We start from the raw sequence: 18,663 nt of genomic DNA, 5'->3' as shown, positions 1-18,663 counted from the left end.
TTCTACCGCGTGGTTGAAAAACTAACCGCTCGGTAGAATGGCAGCGGAGAGCACCACCCACGGCAACGGAAGGTGGACCACATGCGACTCCGCGTACCCCGCATCAGGCACCGCCGTCGATGGATCATCGGCGGTGCGGCGCTGCTCGCCGCCCTGGCGGTCGCCGCCGGATTCGCGCTGCACCGCCCCTCCCCGGTCGGTTACTTCGTCTCGGCCCAGGCACAGGACCGGTTCCTTCTTGCGTACCGGCGGGCGATGGCCGAGCTGCCCGAGCCGGACCGCTCGCTCGACATCCGAACCAGCTACGGGGTGGTGCGGGTCTACCACTTCGCCGGTGCCTCCCCCGGTTCGGCTCCGCTGCTGTTGCTGCCCGGCCGGGCCGCCCCGTCGCCGGTGTGGGCCGACAACCTGCCCTCGCTGTTGCGCCTGCGCGACGTGTACACCGTCGATCTGCTCGGCGAGCCCGGCATGAGCGTCCAGCAGCGCCCGATCGAATCCGCGCAGGATCAGGCCCGGTGGCTGCACGAGGTGGTGCGGGCCCTGCCGGTCGAACGGCTGCACCTGGTCGGCCTGTCGATCGGCGGCTGGACCGCCATGAACCTCGCGGCCCGTCGGCCGGAGAAGATCGCCAGCGTGATCCTGCTGGAGCCGGTGCTGGTCTTCACCGACCTGGCCTGGCAGGCGGTCGTCCGGTCGATCCCGGCCAGCCTGCCCTGGCTCCCCCGCTCGTGGCGGGACGACTTCGCCAGTTGGACGGCGAACGACGCGCCGGTCGAGGACGTCCCGGTCGCCGACATGATCGAGGCCGGCATGCAGGCGTACGTGCTCAAGCTGCCCACCCCGGACCGGCTCGGCGACGAGCAGCTCGCCGGCGTCCGGATGCCGGTGCTCACGCTGTTGGCGGGAAAGTCCCGGATGCACGACTCCGTAGCCGGGGCCGATCGTGCCCGACGCGTCCTACCGGACGGCACGGTGAAGGTGTATCCGGACGCCTCACACGCGATCAACGGCGAACACCCGGAGGAGATCGCCGCCGACATCGCCACCCACCTGGCGACGGTGACCTGACGAACAGCGCCCGCCCGGACCCGGCCGGGTCGGGTCCGGGCGGCGTGCTCGCGGAGCCGGAACCGGAACCGGTCAGTCGACGCCGAACTCCATCGCGGCGCGGTCGAGCGCCTCGTCCTCGGGTGAGGGGACGCCCCGGGAGGCGATGGCCTCCGCACCGCCGTGCGGCATCGCGCCGATCAGCCCGGTCGAGGCCGCCTGGGCGGCGCCGACCATCCGCTGCGGCGCACCGCCGACCATGCCGAGGGTGGCGTACTGCTCCAGCTTCGCCCGCGAGTCGGCGATGTCGAGGTTGCGCATCGTGAGCTGGCCGATCCGGTCCGACGGGCCGAACGCCGAATCCTCGGTGCGCTCCATGGACAGCTTGTCCGGGTGGTAGCTGAAGGCCGGGCCGGTGGTGTCCAGGATGGAGTAGTCCTCACCCCGGCGCAGCCGCAGCGTCACCTCGCCGGTGACCGCCGTACCGACCCAGCGTTGCAGCGACTCGCGCAGCATCAGCGCCTGCGGGTCCAGCCAGCGCCCCTCGTACATGAGCCGGCCGAGGCGGCGGCCCTCACTGTGGTAGTTGGCCAGGGTGTCCTCGTTGTGGATGGCGTTGACCAACCGCTCGTACGCGGCGTGCAGCAGCGCCATGCCGGGCGCCTCGTAGATCCCCCGGCTCTTGGCCTCGATGATCCGGTTCTCGATCTGGTCGGACATGCCCAGCCCGTGCCGGCCGCCGATGGCGTTGGCCTCCAGCACCAGGTCGACCGCGCTGGCGAACTCCTTGCCGTTGATCGTCACCGGGCGGCCCTGGTCGAAGCCGATCGTGACGTCCTCGGTCGGGATCTCCACCGACAGGTCCCAGAATCGGACCCCCATGATCGGGGTGACCGTCTCGATGCCGGTGTCGAGGTGTTCGAGGGTCTTCGCCTCGTGGGTGGCACCCCAGATGTTGGCGTCGGTGGAGTAGGCCTTCTCGGTGCTGTCCCGGTAGGGCAGGCCCCGGTCGAGCAGCCAGTGCGACATCTCCCTGCGCCCACCCAGTTCGGTGACGAAGTCGGTGTCGAGCCACGGCTTGTAGATGCGCAGCTGCGGGTTGGCCAGCAGGCCGTACCGGTAGAACCGCTCGATGTCGTTGCCCTTGAAGGTCGAGCCGTCGCCCCAGATCTGGACGTCGTCCTCGATCATCGCCCGCACCAGCAGCGTCCCGGTGACGGCCCGGCCCAGCGGCGTGGTGTTGAAGTAGGCCCGGCCGCCCGAGCGGATGTGGAAGGCGCCACAGGTCAGCGCCGCCAATCCCTCCTCGACCAGGGCGGCACGGCAGTCGACCAGACGGGCGACCTCGGCGCCGTAGCGCAGCGCGCGACCGGGCACCGAGCCGATGTCGGGCTCGTCGTACTGGCCGATGTCGGCGGTGTAGGCGCAGGGGACGGCACCCTTGTCGCGCATCCACGCGACCGCGACGGAGGTGTCGAGACCGCCAGAGAAGGCGATGCCGACCCGTTCACCGGTGGGCAGGGAGGTGAGAACCTTGGACACGAGGAAAAGTATGCGCCAGAACGCATGGTCATGCAAATCGAATGGCGAAGTCGAAGACTCTCCCGGGGCATGTCCACGTGCTGAGGCGTCCAGCGTTGAGGGCGGTCGATATTGCCGGCACCCGTCGGGGCATGCTGGAATGGCTCAATCGCCGCAGCGCGGGGGCAACCGCGCTGGGAACGGCCAGCACGGGAGCCTCTCTCATCACCGGCAGTGCGCCGCCCTGGCAGCCGTCCGCACGCCGCATCGTCCGGGCCATTCACGACGTCGGGCAACCTGCCCGACCCACCACGACCGGCGACGAGGTGAGAAAGCGATGGTTTCCCGATTCGCGGGGTGGCACCGAAACCCCTTCGTGTGGACGGAGGTGATCCTGCTGGCGGCGCTGGCCGGTGCGTTCGTCCTGGTCGACTCGACCATCTCGAAGTCGCAGCCGGCGGACCTGACCGGACAGATCACGACCTGGATGCGTACCACCCTCGAACAGGCCGACCCGGAGCAACACCACCACGCCGGACACGACGTCCAGCAGGCGACCAACACGGCGGCGGCGAAGCCGGCGGTGATCTGCGGGGTCCACGTCTACGGCTACGAGCCGGCCGAGGTGACCACGCTCGCCGACGTGCGGACGGTCTACGGGTTCCACCTCTGCGGGATCGCCGAACCGAAGCGTCCCTGGGACTGGGCGGTCAAGCTGGCCGGGCCGGTCATCATGGACAGGTCGACCGACCCTCCGGGCATCCAGGTGGTCGAGGCGACCGCCGACGTCATGTTCGTCGACCGGCTGCGCCAGATGTTCCCGCCCGAGCACGCTGAGCCGGCCCTCCGGGAGGCGCTGGCCCCCTCGGAGATGGCCGACCTGCGCCGCCGGTACGACGCCGCCGCCGGACTCTGACCCATCCGGGCACATCCCGGGTGATGCGTACCGGGTCTGGTGCGACGCCCGGCTCGACGGACCCGGCCGCTGCCGGCGAGCCCGGCCACGCTGCCGTCAGGACGGAGTACGCAACACCCGGGCGGCAGCCGCGTCGACCGCCCTCCGACCGTACGCGTTGACGAGCGCGAGGTAGTAGAGCACCGGCGCGGTGGGTGCCCAGAGGTCCCGCAGGTCCCGGCGCAGCAGGTGCCGCAGCACCGGTTCCGGCCGAAACGGGACCAGCGCGAACTCGCGATGCTCCCACCCGTCCTCGACGCCCCGGGAGACGTGCGCCTCGAACTCCTCGCGCGACATGTCGTGCAGCCGGGTGAGGAAGCAGACACCCCACTGGCTCAGCGAGGTGACCACGGTGAACGCGAGCAGCCGGAGGTCGTACGAGTCGGGCGGCAGGTGCAACTCCTCGGACAGCCCCCGGCGTGCCGCCGCGAAGAGGTCCGGAGGGCCGGCGCCCGCGCCGTCCTTGTCCCGTGACAGCCCCTCGTTGGCCGACGAGTTCCACAGGCCCTGCCCGGACCCCAGACGATTGCTGCGCCAGGACAGCACCAACCAGCCGTCGGCGGTGACGACCGCCATGTTCAGGCCGAACGTCGTACGCATGAAGTCGGGTACGTCGCACGGCTCACGCCCGTCCAGGTAGCGGCTGCGTGGCGTGGAACCGTCCCGGAAGCGCCGGTCCAACCGCTGCGTCGTCAGGAACGTGTGATAGTCGGAGTACTTGAGGATGAGGGTGATCTCCGGCTCCTCGCGCGGCCCGGTCCGGGACACGATCAGGTCGTCGACCGCGTAACACGGCCCGTTCCAGTGGTTGACCTCGCCGGACCGCCGTCTGCGCTCCTGCTCGGCGAGGACCTCCGAGCGCCACTCAACAAGTTCCAGGGGCAACTGGACGTCCACGGGATTGACCAGGACCCGGACATGCCGTGGCTCGATGGCCCGCTCGCCGTCGCCCTCCATGATCTGGCACGGCACGTGCAACGGGCCCAGCCGGAACTCACGACCCGGTCGAGGGATGTCGCGGCGGCCCCGGACGAGTCCCACCGCGGCCCGGCCGACCCGCCGTACGAATGCCTTGAGCGGGTCCTCGAAGAGCACCCCGAACACCAGGCCGGCCACCGCACCCGAGACGAGCCCCACCGGACCGGACGACAGCCAGCCCTCCACACGCACCTCCGTACGGGTCACCGCAGGGTACGAGAATATGGGAGTTCATCAACGCCGGGTGCCCCGGCGGCGGCAGTGAACCCGGCCGGCGCCGCAGCAGCAGCAGCTCCGGCAGGCCGCGCACAGGACCAGCCGGGTCACCGGGTGAGGCCGACCAGCGACGCCAGGCGGGCCACGCCGGCCGGTGCCGGGTGGCGCTGGGCGATCTCGGCGATCACCGTACGGGCGACAGGCCGGCACCGGACCTCGGCCGGCGCGATGGCATCGGCGTCGACCAGCGCCCGCGCCGCGCCCCGCAGGTCACCGATCTGGAGGTACGCCCGCGCCACGTCCACCAGGTACGCGCCCCGGTGCTCGGCCGGCAGCCGCCGCCACCCGTCGCGCCGCAGCACCGCCGAGTGCCCGCGCACCGCCGCCCCCGCGTCCCCTGCCTCGATCGCCGTCACCACCTGCGCCAACTCGACAGCGGCCGGCCCGAATGCGGTCCGCTGCGGATCCTCCCCCGCCCGCATCCGGGCGGCGAGCCCAGCGGCCCGCCCGGTCAGCTCGGCACACCGGCCCTGCTCGCCGCAGCCGGCGGCGGCCAGCGCGGCCTGGAGCAGCAGCGTCCCGTGCACGGCCACCTCCTGCGGGCCGGTGCCGAGGCGGCTCGCGGCGGCGAGCGTCGCGGCCAGGGCCAGCCGGTGCCGGCCCTGCGCCCGCAGCGCCTGCCCGACCGACACCGCCGCCGTGGCGGCCAGCACCGCGTCGCCGCCCGCCGCACCCATCGCCCGGTCGGCGGCCAGCCAGCCCAGGTCGGCCGCGCCGAGCTTCACCAGCACCGACGCGGTGATCCGGTACGCCGGCACCAGCACCTCCCGCCCCGACGAGCCCTGCACGGCGGCCAGCAGCCCCGGCACCGCCCGCACCAGCTGCGCGTAGTGCGCGTGCTGGTAGCTCGACCAGGCGTACTCGACCTGCCGCCGCACCTCGACGCCCGGCACCGGGTGGCCGGGCTCACGGTCGTAGCGGGCCAGCGCGGCCCGGATCCCGTCCACCCCGTCCGGCGTACGGGCGTCGCGCTGGTGCGGCGGCCGGTGCTGGCCGAGCAGCACCATCGGGTCGACCCGCAGCACCTCGGCGATCTGCTGGACCGTCGGATACCGGTCCAACCGCCTGGCTCCCCGCTCCACCTTGTCCACCCAGCTCTTCGACTTGCCCAACCGGTCGGCGAACACCTGTTGGGTCATCCCCCGCCGTACCCGCCAGCGCGCCACCCGCCGACCGATCGGCAGCTCGTCACCGCTCACGCCGCCACCGCCGGTCCGGCACCGCCCGGGTGGTGTCCGTCACGGGTACGCGCTCCGCCTCGGCCTGCTCCAGGAGGCGTTGCTTCGCGGCTTCCCGCTCGGCCGCCTCGATCCTCTCGCCCCGGCTCACCGGCTTGTCCTGCTCCATCTACACCTCCGCCACGGGAGCGTCATCGATGACGCCGCTGTATGCAGAGAAACCGAAGGCTGGGCGACGGAACAGGTGGCGGCCGATGTGTGCCGTTGCGCTGGCCTGACGCGGAGCTTGTGCGGGGTTGCGCGGTCTCCCACAGGTGCCGCCACACGCATAAGATCGCGGAAAGTAGTCGGACAGTCTCTGGAGGCACATGCCGTGGTGCGGCCAGTTGCGAATGCAGCGTTCGACGGATTGCTGCGCGAAGCCGGTTATGGCCACGCTCATGCCGCCTTCGCCCGCCAACTCAACCACGCCGGCCGCGTCCACGGGACGTGGCGCTACGACGCTGCCAGCGTCTACTGGTGGCTGCGCGGTCGCCGCCCTGCGAACCATGTCCAGGTCACCATGACCGAGGTGCTCAGCCGTAGACTGAAACGTCGGGTCGATGTCTCGGAACTGGGGTTTCTTGCCGCACGAACGCCCGCGTGCGTCCCCTATCCCACATCCACGGTCGACGCGGTCGACGCCGCCGAGCGACTTTGGGTGGCACTGGCCAACCAGCACGGTGTTCAGACCGACGCAACGTTCGACAGCAGCGAGGCACTGCGTGCCACGCTTGCCTGGCGGTACGACCTGCCCGACAGACCGGTCACACGCAGCGGCCGGCAACGGGTCACGAATGGCGACGTCCAATCGCTTCGTGCACTCGCCGACCACTTCACCGACCTTGATCGACGTTACGGCGGCGGTTCCCCTCGTTTCCGGAACCTCATGGCCGATCTCCTCGCCCGTCAGGTCGCCCCCATGCTGCGCGGCACGTACACCGAGGCAGTCGGCCGCGACCTGATGCAAGCAACAGCAGCGCTCTCGGGCCAACTCGCCTTCATGTCCTATGACGCAGGCGACCACGGCTTCGCCCAACAGCACCTGACCATCGCCCTACGGTTCGCGAAGACAGCGGGCGACCGCCTTCACGGTGCTCACCTACTCGCCAACCTCGCCACCCAGGCGGTCTACCTCGGGCACACGAAGGACGCCGCCCGCCTCGCGGAAGCAGCCATCGACGGCGCAGGCCGCGCACCTGCTGCTGTCCGCGCCCGGCTCTACACCGCTGCTGCCAGCGCGTACGGACGTTCAGGCGAGAAGCGCGCCTGCCAGATCGCACTCACCAGAGCCGAGCGGGCCCTCGATCGCACAGGCCCAGGCAGCAGTCCCTGTTGGGTCAACTACTTCGGCGTTGCCCACTTCGCTGGTGCCGCACTGAAATCTCTCAGCGACCTCGGCCTGCACGCGCAAGCACTGCGACACGCATCCGCTGCGATCTCACTCGCGGGCCAGAACGCCCGGACACTCGCCCTGCACACCACTGTCATCGCCACGGCCCATGCCCGCGCCGGTGACGTCGACGCCTCCTGCGGCTGGGGCTGGGAATCGGCGCAGCATGTCTCGAAGGTCCACTCCGCACGAGTGAGGCAGCGCGTCCGCGAGTTCGTCGGCACGCTGAGGCCACATCAGGCAGAAGCCCAGGTCAAGGAACTCCTCGTTGCCTTGGAGACCGCGCCACCGCCCAGGTGACGCAGACCCTGGCCGATGGACATCGGCTAGCGTCACCGACGTGACCTGGACGGAGCCCGCCATCTGGTACGCCAACCTGCCCGCCTTCTACGCGGCGGCAGCCGCTTTCATCACCGACCCGACCGGCAACGTGCTCCTCGTCAAACCCACTTACCGCAACCACTGGTCCTTTCCAGGCGGCTACGTTGATGAAGGCGAGTTTCCGCACGCCGCCTGCGTCCGGGAGGTTCAGGAAGAGTTGGGTATCGGTGTCGTGGTGAAAGACCTGCTCGTCGTGGACTGGGCGCTTCCGGCAGAGGAGCGGCCACGCGCACTTGTCCACTTCACCTTCGACTGCGGCACCGTCACCAACCTCGAAAGCTCCACCCTGTGTCGACAAGAGATCCAGGATCTCGCCTTCTTCCCGCCCCGCCTCGCCGAGCAGCGGTTACCCGGCAACGTCGCCCCACGTGTCAGCGCGGCGATCCAGGCCAGAGCCCGGACCACGTCGGTGTACCTTGCCGGCGGCTCGGCCATCCAGTGATCCCGTGATTGCTCGGTCGGCGACACCGCGCGGTCGACGGGCAGCGACGACGACGGGCCGACCGTAGACTCCCCGGGTCGCGCCGGTGCACCGAGCTGGGAGGACGCCCGTGGCGAGTGACGCGAACGGAACGGACGGGGCCTCGCCCGCACCCGACGTCGAGATGGGACCGGCCCGAGGCCAGCGGCGCAGCCGCCGTTTCCTGCTCCTGGGGATCATGACGACGGTGGTGGCGGTGGCGGCGGGCCTGACCGTGTGGGCCGCCGGACGGGGACCGGAGCCGGACACCTCGGACGGCCCGCCCAGGTCGGTGCCCGCCCAGTTCGCTCCCGGCCAGCAACTGTTCCGCCTCGGCCACCTGCCCGGCCCCGCCCGCCTTGTTCGCTACGACACCGAGCACGACATGCACACCATGACGGTGAACGGAACAGCCGTGGGTGCCTCGGCCACCGAGCAGGAGGGCGGACGCTCATCCGCCGGGGAGTGGCACGTCGAGGTCCGGATGGCAGCGCGGGGCATCGACGTCCACCGTTACGATCGGGAGTACGACGAAGAGGCCGGATTGAGCGTCCCGGGTGACTCCGTCGCGCCGGTGCAGGGTCGTCCCGCCTTCCAGAACGAGCTGCCCGATGGCCGCGTGCTGTCGTGGGAGTACGCACCGGACGCTTGGATGCGGTTGACGGTCCACGGTGTGGACCGCCCCGAGGAGATCACGCGTCAGGTGGCCGAGGGAGTTCGCTGGGAGGAGACGCCACTGGCGTTGCCGTTCCGGGCGGTGGAACTGCCCGACGACGCCGTGCTCGGCGGCGTGGTCCTGGAATGGGCCGAGGACGGCCCGCTGCGGGCCTACTCCAGCTACCTGCTGCCGGGGCCGATCGAGGATCACCAGAGCTATCTGAGGTACGACCTCGTGGTCGGTCTGAGCACCGAGAGCCTGGCCGGTGGCCGCCACTCCGAGACCGACGACGTCACGGTGTCCGGCCGTGCCGCCACCGCGATCGATTGGCGCAGGAGCGGCGAAGGGATCTACCGGGTGGCGCAGCTCCCCGGCGGGTGCGCCACGTGCGTAGCCCAGTTGACGGTCTTGAGTGAGCGCGCCGACACGGCCGTGGGAGGCCGGGACGACGCGCTGGAGTTGGCGGCCTCGATCCGGCTGGTGGACGGCCACGAGGATCCTGCCCGGTGGCGCCCCCGGTAGCTGAGTGGGCCGTCGAACGACCAGTTCGCCGCCGGCCCGGACGCGTCAGACGAGGTGCAACTGCTCCCGTTCCAGGCCGAACACGGTGCGGGAGGTACGCCGTTCGGTGTCGGCACCGAACGCGATGTGCTGGCCGGCCGCAGTGATGTCCCGCCAGCAGCGTTGCAGCGGGTGGGAGGCGTACAGGGCCGGCTCGCCACAGGTCTGGAACGCCCACTGCACCACCTCCTCCGCCGTCCGCTGCGCGTGCTGCACGGCGGCGGCCAGGCAGGCCCGCGTCCGCGGCTCGACCGCACCGCCCCGGGCCTCGTCCCACACCTGGTCCAGCGCGTCGAAGACCAGCAGGCGAGCCGCGCGCAGTGCGGTGGTCGCCCGCAGCAGCCGGGCCTGGACCATCGGGTCGTGCGCCAGGGGGTGCCGGGTGCCCGGCGGGGACTCCCGTTCGGCGAGATCGCGGAACTCGTCGAGCGCACGCCGGGCGACGCCGAGGGGGAAGCCTGCCATCAGCGTCATCAGATAGCTGAAGTGTGAGAGCCGGTACAGCGGGCCGTCGTGCCGCGCCGGCTCGAAGATCGGGTCGAGGGTCCAGTCGTGCCGCACCACGGCGTCGCTGATGAGGAGATCGTCGCTGCCGGTGCCGCGCAGCCCCATCGTGTCCCAGGTGGTGAGGATCTCCGCCTCCCGCGCCGGAAGCAGGGCGAAGCGCATGACCGGCTGACCGGAGGGCCCGAGCCGCGGACCATCCCCGTCCCGAACGAAGAACGCCACCTGGACGAAGTCCGCGTGCCAGCAGCCCGAGTTGAACGACCACCGGCCCGACAGGACGTAGGAGTCCGGGTCGGCGACCGTGCCCCATCCGGTGGGTGCCAGCGAGCCCGCCATCACGGGATGGGGCACGGCCTCGACGATCTGCCGACCCACGTCCGGGTCGACCCACCCCAGAAAGCCCGAACCCTGCCCGATGAGGACGGTCCAACCGGCCGAACCGTTCGCACGGGAGATCTCTTCGACCACGGACACGATGGTGCGCAGGTCCGCCCCAGGTCCCCCGAGCGCAGGCGGAAGCGCCATCGAGAAGAGCCCGGCGTCGCGGATCCGGGTCACCAGGTCCACCGGCAGGGTCCCCTCGGACTCCAACTCGGTGGCCCGCTCCTCGATCTCCGGAGCCAACGCACGGGCCGCCGCCAACAGCGCGGGCTCCTGCGCGTCGGTCGTGTCCGGCACGCGGTCGAAGGTCGTCGCCTGCGTCATCGTCACCTCGTTCGTCGGGGCAGGCCGGATCGGGCGGTCACACCTGGTGGAGCGCGGGAGACGTCTCCAGGCCCAGGAAGGTCCGGCCGACGCGCTGCCGCAGGTCGTCGCCGAAGCCGACGTGCTGGCCCGCGGCGTGCACGTCACGCAGGCAGCGCTGCAACGGGTGGTCCAGATTCAACGCCCCGGTCCCGCCGAGGCGGAGCATGGCGGTGGCCACCTCCCGCCCACGGCGCAGGGCGTGGCCAGCGGCCATGGCGATGGCCGCCCGTTGCCGGTCGGACAGCTGGTCACCCGCGGCCAGGGCCTGCCACGCCTCGTCGAACGTCTCGTGGACCAGGGCCCGCGCGGCGCGCAACGCCGACTCGGCGTCGAGCAGCGTCGACACCGTCTCCGGATCGTCGATCATGGGGCTGCGGCTGCCCGCGCGGAACTTCGTACGGGCCAGGGCGGTGGCGTCGTCGACGGCCCGCCGCATGATCCCGAGGGGGAAGCCGGCGAGCAGCACCATGAGGATGTTGTACGGCGTCAGTCGGTAGAGTTCGCCGTCGTGGCGTGCCGGTTCGACGTGCGGGGCCGCCGTGGCCTCCGCCGGGATGTCGAGCCCGGCCAGTTCGAGGTCGTGGCTGCCCGTGGCCTCCAGGCCCATCGGACGCCAGGTGCCGAGCAGGGTGGCCGCCTCGGCCGGGAAGAACCCGACCCGGGCCGGCGGCAGCGGTCCCGGCCCGGGCGGGTCACCGTCCACGAGGAAACCGGCCATCAGCACACCCGCATGGGTACTCCCGGAGCAGAGCGGCCACCGACCGCTCACCCGGAACCCGCCGTCCTCCCTGCGGGTGCCCCGACCGTTCGGGGCGGTGGAGCCGGCGAGGGCGGGAGACGGGGCGCCGGCCAGGAGCCCTTTGGCGACCGCCGGATCCAACCAGGCCAGGAAGGCGTTGGTGTTGCCCGTGAGGACGTGCCACCCGGTGGCCCCGTCGGCGCGGCTCAGCTCCTCCACCACGTCCACGATGGTGCGGAAGTCGGACTGCCTGCCACCCAGTGAGCGCGGCAGCCCCATCGTGTAGAGGCCGGCCGCGCGCAACTGCGCGACGAGCCCCCCGGAGAGGGTGTGGGCACGGCAGTGGCGGGCGGCCGAGGCGGCGATCTGGTCGGCGAGGCCCCGAGCGGCCGCGCGGGGGTCGTCGACCGGTGCCGGGGCTGGCACATCGCGCAGTTGTTCGGCCAGCCGGGCAACCGGCAGCGTCAACGGGGGCGGGTCACCCTCGGTCTCCGAGCGCAACTCCGTGCCACCCGGCACCGCCCGCAGCACGAGCCGCTGCCACCCGGCGGTCGACGCGGCGGCGTCGCGAACGCCGAAGGTGGTCGTGCGGGCCGCCGGGTCGGTCGTACGGGGCCCCGGGTCGAGGGTCTGTCGCAGCACCCAGGTCCCGGTGCCGACGGAGATCTCCAGCTCGCGACTGTCCCGCGTCTGGCGCAGCAGGTGGACGGTGGAGGCGTCGTCGAGCGGCGAGGGCCACAACGCGACGTCGTTCACCGCGTCCCAGACGGTCTCCAGCGCGACGTTGACGGTGACGACCTCCGGGCCGGCTGCGGTCAAGGAAACCTCCCTCACGACGACGGGCGGTACCACGGCAACCCGATCGAGTGTCGAGGTTAGGGCGGCCCGAGGTGTCGGTCAAGGACGACCGGCCATCCGTCGACGTGGACCGCGTCCGTCCTTGGTGGACTCTTCCTGCGGCCCAGGTCGAACGCCTGGCTGGCGGTCAGAGCGCCACGATCGCCGCCGTCTCCGCCGGCAGCTCGATCCGGTCCCGCATCACCGTCACCCCGGCCCCCGTCGCCAGCAGCACCCGCCGCGCCACCCCCGGCAGCGTCACCCGTTGCGGCTTGTCCGCCAGGTTCGCCGCCACCAGGCAGCCGCCCCGCCGCATCACCAGGAACCGGTCGCCGTGCCGGACGTCCAGGGTGTGCAGGCGCGGGTCCGACAGGTCCGGGCGCGACTTGCGCAACGCGATGAGCTTCCGGTGGAACTCGTACATGTCGCGGTGTTCGGGCTTGTCCAGCTCGGCCCAGTCCAGCCGGGACCGCAGGAACGTCTGCGGGTCCTGTGGGTCCGGCACGTCGTCGGTGTCCCACCCGTGCGCGGCGAACTCCCGACGTCGGCCGGTGACCACCGCGGAGGCCAGCTCCGGCTCCGGATGGCTGGTGAAGTACTGCCACGGCGTCGACGCCGCCCACTCTTCCCCCATGAACAGCATCGGGGTGAACGGCGCGGTCAGCAGCAGCGTCGCGCCCACCCGCAGCAGCGCCGGCGACAGCGAAGCGGAGATCCGGTCGCCGGTGGCCCGGTTGCCGATCTGGTCGTGGTTCTGCAGGTAGGCCACGAACCGGTGCCCGGACGTCCGCTGCCGGTCCACGGGACGGCCGTGGTGGCGGTTGCGGAAACTGGACCAGGTGCCGGTGTGGAAGAAGCCGCCGGTGAGCACCTCCACCAGGCACTCCATCGAGCCGAAGTCGCCGTAGTAGCCCTGCCGCTCGCCGGTGAGCAGGGTGTGCAGGGCGTGGTGGGCGTCGTCGTTCCACTGGGCGTGCAGCCCGTACCCGCCGGCCTCCCGGGGCGTGATGAGTCGGGGGTCGTTGAGGTCGGACTCGGCGATCAACGACAGCGGCCGACCCAGGTGCGCCGACAGCGACTCCACCTCGACGGCGATCTCCTCCAGCAGGTGGGTGGCGCGGGAGTCGGGCATGGCGTGCACGGCGTCCAGGCGCAGCCCGTCGACGTGGTAGTCGCGCAGCCACATCAGCACGCTGTCGACGATGTAGCGACGCACCCCGTCGGAGTGCGGGCCGTCGAGGTTGACCGCCCGCCCCCACGGGTTGTCGCCCTCGCCCAGGTACGGCGCGAACAGCGGCGCGTAGGCCCCGGAGGGCCCGAAATGGTTGTAGACGACGTCGAGGATCACCCCCAGGCCCTTGGCGTGGGCGGCGTCCACGAGACGTTTGAGGCCGTCGGGCCCGCCGTACGGTTCGTGTGGGGCGAACCAGCAGACCCCGTCGTAGCCCCAGTTGCGTTCGCCGTTGAAGGCGTTGACGGGCAGCAGCTCGATCATGTCGACGCCCAGGTCGACCAGGTGGTCGAGCTTGCCGATGGCGGCGTCGAAGGTGCCCTCGGGGGTGAACGTGCCGACGTGCAGCTCGTAGAGGATGCTGCCGGGCAGTTGTCGACCGGTCCACGACCCGTCGGTCCAGTCGAACGCCGCGTGGTCGTAACGGCGGCTCGGGCCGTGCACCCCCTCGGGCTGCCACCTCGATCGGGGGTCGGGCAGCGGCCGATCGTCGTCGTCGAGGAGGAAGGAGTAGTCGGGGCCGGCATCGGGCACCTCGACCCGCCACCAGCCTTCCCGGGCGGGTCTCATGTCGTGGTCGGCGACGCCCGGCAGGCGCAGCCGCACCCGCGACGCCTCCGGTGCCCAGACCGTGAACTCGGTCATGACGCAGCCTCCCCGGATCCGGTGGTGGGAGTGAGCAGCGCGACGGGATAGCTGGCCAGCAGGTCGGCCAGCCGGACCTGACCGCCAGCGTAGACGCGGCCGGTGAACAGGTCGATGACGTCGTTGACGGAAAGTGACAAAGTCGTGTCGCGCCAGCCGCCGGCTGCGGCCAGGCGCAGCGGCAGGCGGGTGGCGACGGCGACCGCGCCACCCCGGTCGAAGGCCACCGCGTGCCGGGCGGCCGGCCCGTGTGCCGGCACCGGACGGTAGCCGGTGAACAGTTCCGGGTGGTCGCGGCGGGCCCGCAGGGTGCGCGACACCACCAACAGCTTCGCCGCCCCACCGGCGTCGACCTCCGGCAGCCAGCCGCCGTCGAGGCGGGCCAGCAACTCCCGGCGTACGGCGAAGTCGACGGGGCGGCGGTTGTCGGGGTCCACGAGGGAGTTGTCCCACAGTTCGGTGCCCTGGTAGGTGTCGGGCACCCCCGGCATGGCCAGTTGCACCAGCTTCTGGCCCAGCGAGTTCGACCAGCCGGCGGGGGTGACGGCGGCGGCGAACCCGGTCAGCTCGGCGTGCAGCACCGCATCGTCGTACATGGCGTCGACCAGGTCGTGCATGGCCTGCTCGAAGACCGGGTCGGGGTCGGCCCACGAGGTCGACACCGAGGCTTCCCGGGCGGCCTTCTGCGCGTACGCGTGCAGCCGCTCCCGCTCGATGGGCCAGGCGCCGACGGCGCACTGCCACAGCAGGTGCGCCAGCGCCGGGTCGGGCAGCGGATGCGCGGCCGACCAGCGGGTGACCTGTTCCGCCCACCGGTCGGGCAGCTCCGAGAGCACCGCCAGCCGGGCCCGTACGTCCTCGGCGCGCTTGGTGTCGTGGGTGGACAGGGTGGTCATGCTCGCCGGCCAGCGGGAGTGCCGGGCGGCGGCGAAGCGGTGGAACTCGGCGGGCGGGGTGCCGAAGTGGGCGGGGCTGCCACCGACCTCGTTGATCGCGACGAACCGGCTCCACCGGTAGAAGGCCGTGTCCTCCACGCCCTTGGCCATCACCGCGCCGGTGAACTGGGGGAACCGGCGGGTCAGCTCGTCGTCGGGGTCGCGCAGGCGACGGGTGACGGCGTCCAGGGCGGTGGTGAGGTCGGGACGGCGGCGGCCGGCCTCCGCGCGGGCGGCGGCCAGGTGCCGGGCGCCCTCGGGCGGATAGCCGCGGTAGACGGCGAACCCGGCGGCCAGTTCCGCCAGCGCGGCGCGGGCGGCGGCGGTCTCCACGTCGGGAGCGAGCGCGGCGAGCCGGGTCAGCTCCGCCGACAGCAGCCGGGTGGCGGCGGCGAGTTTCGTGTCGTGGGTCAGGTTCGCCCAGGAGGTGGCCCGGCCGGTCAGTCGGGTGTCCAGGGCGGTGAAGTCGTCCTCGGCGTCGCCGTCGACGAACAGTCCACCGACGGCGGCCAGGGCGTCGTACCCGGTGGTGCCGTCCACCGGCCAGGCCGGCAGCTCCTCGCCGTACTCCAGGATCTTCTCCACGATCAGCCACGCGTCGGGCGCGGCAGCGCGCAGCCGGGCCAGGTAGCCGGCGGGGTCGCGCAGCCCGTCGGGGTGGTCGACGCGGATGCCGTCGACCTGCCCGGCCGCCGCCCAGGCCAGGACGAGGTCGTGGGTGGCGGCGAACACCTCCGGGTCCTCCACCCGCAGGCCCGCCAGGTCGGAGACGGCGAAGAACCGGCGGTAGGTCAGTTCCGCGTCGCCGCGCCGCCACGACACCAGCTGGTAGTGCTGGCGGTCGTGCACCTCGCGGGGGGAGCCGTCGCCGGTGCCGTCGGCGACCGGGAAGCGGTGCTCGTGGTAGCGCAGTTCGCCGTCGGAGAGCTTCAGGTCGTCCAACGCGTCGGGGGTGTCGGCGAGCACGGGCAGCAGCAGCCGGCCCCGCCGCCAGTCGATGTCGAACCAGCGGGCGTACGCCGAGTCGCGCCCCCGGCGCAGCACGTCCCACCAGGCCGGGTTGGCCGACGGCACGGCCACCCCGGCGTGGTTGGGCACGATGTCGACCACCAGGCCGAGACCCACCTCGCGCAGCGCCCGCAGCAGCCGTTGCCGGCCGGCCTCCCCGCCCAGCTCCGGGTTGACGGCGCGGTGGTCGACCACGTCGTAGCCGTGCGCCGAACCGGGGGTGGCGGTCAGCAGCGGCGCGCTGTAGAGGTGGGTGACGCCGAGGTCGGCGAGGTAGCCGGTGATGCCGGCGGTGGTGTCGAGGTCGAAGCCGGGGCGCACCTGCACCCGGTAGGTGGCGCCGACGCGGGGGGTGGTGGGCATGTCAGGTCGTCCTCTCCAGCACCACCAGCGAGCGGTCCGGCACGTGGATGACGCCGCCCGCCTCGACCACGGTGCTCTTGTCGGGTTCCGGTTCGGCGGTGCTGATCACCAGTTCCCAGCGCTGCCCGAACTCGACGGGCGGCAGCGTGAAGTCCAGCGGGGCGTCGTGGGCGTTGAAGCAGAGCCAGAACGAGTTGTCCTGGTGGCGCTGGCCGTACTGGCCGCGTTCGCGGATGCCGTCGCCGTTGACGAACAGCGCGACGGCGCGGCCGAAGTCGTTGCCCCAGTCCTGGTCGGTCATCTCCCGGCCGTCGGGGGTGTACCAGGCCAGGTCGGGCAGGGGCTCGTCGACCTCGCGACCGCGCACGGGCAGGCCGGTGAAGAACCGGCGGCGGCGGAACACCTGGTGGCGGCGGCGGAAGTCGACCAGCCGGCGGGTGAACTCCAGCAGCCCGGTGTCGGCGTGCTCCCAGTCGAGCCAGGCCAGCTCGCTGTCCTGACAGTAGGCGTTGTTGTTGCCGTGCTGGGTGCGGCCCAGTTCGTCGCCGTGGCCGATCATCGGCACGCCCTGGGAGAGCACCAGGGTGGCGAGGAAGTTGCGCCGCTGCTTCGCCCGCAGCGCGAGCACCCCGGCGTCGTCGGTGGCCCCCTCGATGCCGCAGTTCCAGGACCGGTTGTGGCTCTCCCCGTCCCGGTTGTCCTCGCCGTTGGCGGCGTTGTGCTTGTCGTTGTACGACACCAGGTCGTTGAGGGTGAACCCGTCGTGGCAGGTGACGAAGTTGATGCTGTGGAAGGGGCGGCGGCCGTCGTCCTGGTAGAGGTCGGCGGAGCCGGAGATGCGGGAGGCGAACTCGGCGATGGTGGCCGGCTCGCCGCGCCAGAAGTCGCGCACCGTGTCGCGGTACTTGCCGTTCCACTCCGTCCACAGCGGCGGGAAGTTGCCGACCTGGTAGCCGCCGGGGCCGACGTCCCACGGCTCGGCGATCAGCTTGACCTGGCTGACCACCGGGTCCTGCTGCACCACCTCGAAGAAGGTGGACAGCCGGTCGACCTCGTAGAACTCGCGGGCCAGGGTGGCGGCCAGGTCGAACCGGAAGCCGTCGACGTGCATCTCGGTCACCCAGTACCGCAACGAATCCATGATCAGTTGCAGGGAGTGCGGGCTGCGCACGTTCAGGCTGTTGCCGGTGCCGGTGTAGTCGACGAAGTAGCGCCGATCGGCCTCGCTGAGCCGGTAGTAGCTGGCGTTGTCGACGCCCTTGAAGCTCAGCGTCGGACCGAGGTGGTTGCCCTCGGCGGTGTGGTTGTAGACCACGTCGAGGATGACCTCGATCCCGGCGGCGTGCAGCGCCCTGACCATGCCCCGGAACTCCTGCACCTGCTGGCCGAGACGACCCAGCGCCGAGTAGCCGTGGTGCGGGGCGAAGAAGCCGATGGTGTTGTAACCCCAGTAGTTGCGCAACCCCAGGTCGGCCAGCCGGTGGTCGTGCACGAACTGGTGCACCGGCATCAGCTCGATCGCGGTCACCCCAAGCCGCGTCAGGTGCTCGATCATCGGCGGGGAGGCGATGCCCGCGTACGTGCCGCGCAGCTCCTCGGGGATGTCCGGGTGGCGCATCGTCAGGCCGCGCACGTGCGCCTCGTAGATCACCGAGTGGTGGTACGGGGTCCGGGGCGGCTTGTCGTTGCCCCAGTCGAAGAACGGGTTCACCACCACCGACTTCGGCATGAACGGCGCGGAGTCGGTCTCGCTCATCCGGTCCGGGTCGCCGTGGACGTAGTCGTAGACCGCCGGGTCCCACTGCACGTCCCCGTCGACGGCCTTCGCGTACGGGTCGATGAGCAGCTTGTGCGGGTTGCAGCGCGCCCCGCCCGCCGGGTCGTACGGCCCGTGCACGCGGTAGCCGTACCGCTGGCCCGGCTCGATGCCCGGGATGTACGCGTGCCACACGTACGCGTCGACCTCGCGCAGCTCCACGCGCCGCTCCGCGCCGGTGTCCCACTCGTCGAAGAGGCAGAGTTCGATCCGCTCCGCCACCTCGGAGAAGATCGCGAAGTTGGTGCCCATCCCGTCGTAGGTGGCGCCCAGGGGATACCGCTCACCCGGCCAGACCTGCATGTCGCTCCTTCGGCACTGAATCATGAGCGCGCACCGCACCATGAGCACACCACGCGGTGGAGCAGGTGGCATGCGGGGCGGATAT

Annotated in this window: 14 protein-coding genes; 5 read left to right on the top strand and 9 right to left on the bottom strand. The window is 71.6% G+C overall.

All coding sequences use genetic code 11. The annotated features are described in order from the left end of the window. Positions 1-81: 81 nt before the first annotated feature. Positions 82-1,068, top strand: a complete 987-nt coding sequence (locus GA0070616_RS25975; protein WP_091088818.1) for an alpha/beta fold hydrolase — start codon at positions 82-84, stop codon at positions 1,066-1,068. A 72-nt stretch (positions 1,069-1,140) separates the two neighbouring features. Here GA0070616_RS25975 and argG read toward each other — a convergent pair whose 3' ends face one another. Then, entirely contained in the window at positions 1,141-2,589 is a 1,449-nt protein-coding gene (argG, locus tag GA0070616_RS25970) for an argininosuccinate synthase (protein ID WP_091088815.1), read from the bottom strand. A gap of 316 nt (positions 2,590-2,905) precedes the next feature. On the opposite strand from argG, the gene GA0070616_RS25965 reads away from it, so the two are divergent. Then, positions 2,906-3,484: a hypothetical protein gene (locus GA0070616_RS25965; RefSeq protein WP_091088811.1), complete on the top strand. Its 579-nt coding sequence runs from the start codon at positions 2,906-2,908 to the stop codon at positions 3,482-3,484. A 96-nt stretch (positions 3,485-3,580) separates the two neighbouring features. On the opposite strand, the gene GA0070616_RS25960 is transcribed toward GA0070616_RS25965, so the two are convergent. From GA0070616_RS25960 to GA0070616_RS28385, 3 genes are all read right to left on the bottom strand, one after another. Then, positions 3,581-4,708 carry an NUDIX hydrolase gene (locus GA0070616_RS25960; RefSeq protein ID WP_091088807.1) on the bottom strand — a complete coding sequence of 376 codons (1,128 nt, stop codon included), beginning with the start codon at positions 4,706-4,708 and terminating at the stop codon, positions 3,581-3,583. 116 nt (positions 4,709-4,824) lie between these two features. Next, positions 4,825-5,976: a helix-turn-helix domain-containing protein gene (locus GA0070616_RS25955; protein WP_091088804.1), complete on the bottom strand. Its 1,152-nt coding sequence runs from the start codon at positions 5,974-5,976 to the stop codon at positions 4,825-4,827. Then, a complete protein-coding gene (locus GA0070616_RS28385; RefSeq protein ID WP_175440209.1) occupies positions 5,966-6,124 on the bottom strand; it encodes a hypothetical protein in 159 nt (52 codons plus the stop codon). Before GA0070616_RS28385 ends, GA0070616_RS25955 begins: the two co-directional genes overlap by 11 nt. A 240-nt stretch (positions 6,125-6,364) precedes the next feature. Between GA0070616_RS28385 and GA0070616_RS27820 the strand changes: the two genes are divergently transcribed. The 3 genes from GA0070616_RS27820 (at position 6,365) to GA0070616_RS25940 (ending at position 9,408) form a co-directional block, all read left to right on the top strand. Continuing rightward, positions 6,365-7,687 (top strand): NsdA family TPR-like regulatory protein, encoded by a 1,323-nt coding sequence (locus GA0070616_RS27820; protein ID WP_139128999.1) that lies wholly within the window; start codon positions 6,365-6,367, stop codon positions 7,685-7,687. A 40-nt stretch (positions 7,688-7,727) separates the two neighbouring features. After that, entirely contained in the window at positions 7,728-8,210 is a 483-nt protein-coding gene (locus GA0070616_RS25945) for an NUDIX domain-containing protein (RefSeq protein ID WP_245712902.1), read from the top strand. A gap of 109 nt (positions 8,211-8,319) precedes the next feature. After that, complete coding sequence (locus tag GA0070616_RS25940; RefSeq protein ID WP_091088798.1) at positions 8,320-9,408, top strand: hypothetical protein; 1,089 nt, start codon at positions 8,320-8,322, stop codon at positions 9,406-9,408. Between the two features lie 45 nt (positions 9,409-9,453). On the opposite strand, the gene GA0070616_RS25935 is transcribed toward GA0070616_RS25940, so the two are convergent. The 5 genes from GA0070616_RS25935 to glgX all read right to left on the bottom strand — a co-directional run bounded on the left by GA0070616_RS25935 (position 9,454) and on the right by glgX (position 18,578). Continuing rightward, positions 9,454-10,659 carry an acyl-CoA dehydrogenase family protein gene (locus GA0070616_RS25935; RefSeq protein ID WP_091088795.1) on the bottom strand — a complete coding sequence of 402 codons (1,206 nt, stop codon included), beginning with the start codon at positions 10,657-10,659 and terminating at the stop codon, positions 9,454-9,456. A gap of 37 nt (positions 10,660-10,696) precedes the next feature. Beyond that, positions 10,697-12,259, bottom strand: coding sequence for an acyl-CoA dehydrogenase family protein (locus GA0070616_RS25930; protein ID WP_175440208.1), 1,563 nt, complete (start codon positions 12,257-12,259; stop codon positions 10,697-10,699). Between the two features lie 166 nt (positions 12,260-12,425). Then, positions 12,426-14,153, bottom strand: coding sequence for a malto-oligosyltrehalose trehalohydrolase (treZ, locus tag GA0070616_RS25925; RefSeq protein ID WP_091088788.1), 1,728 nt, complete (start codon positions 14,151-14,153; stop codon positions 12,426-12,428). Next, positions 14,150-16,459 carry a malto-oligosyltrehalose synthase gene (treY, locus tag GA0070616_RS25920; protein ID WP_091088784.1) on the bottom strand — a complete coding sequence of 770 codons (2,310 nt, stop codon included), beginning with the start codon at positions 16,457-16,459 and terminating at the stop codon, positions 14,150-14,152. Before treY ends, treZ begins: the two co-directional genes overlap by 4 nt. A gap of 1 nt (position 16,460) precedes the next feature. Continuing rightward, positions 16,461-18,578: a glycogen debranching protein GlgX gene (gene glgX / locus GA0070616_RS25915; RefSeq protein WP_091088780.1), complete on the bottom strand. Its 2,118-nt coding sequence runs from the start codon at positions 18,576-18,578 to the stop codon at positions 16,461-16,463. Positions 18,579-18,663: the final 85 nt, after the last annotated feature.

This window comes from Micromonospora nigra (genome assembly GCF_900091585.1).
Lineage (GTDB): Bacteria > Actinomycetota > Actinomycetes > Mycobacteriales > Micromonosporaceae > Micromonospora > Micromonospora nigra.
The sequence above is the reverse complement of the archived record's forward strand: the minus strand, read 5'-3'. Positions and strand labels throughout refer to the sequence as shown.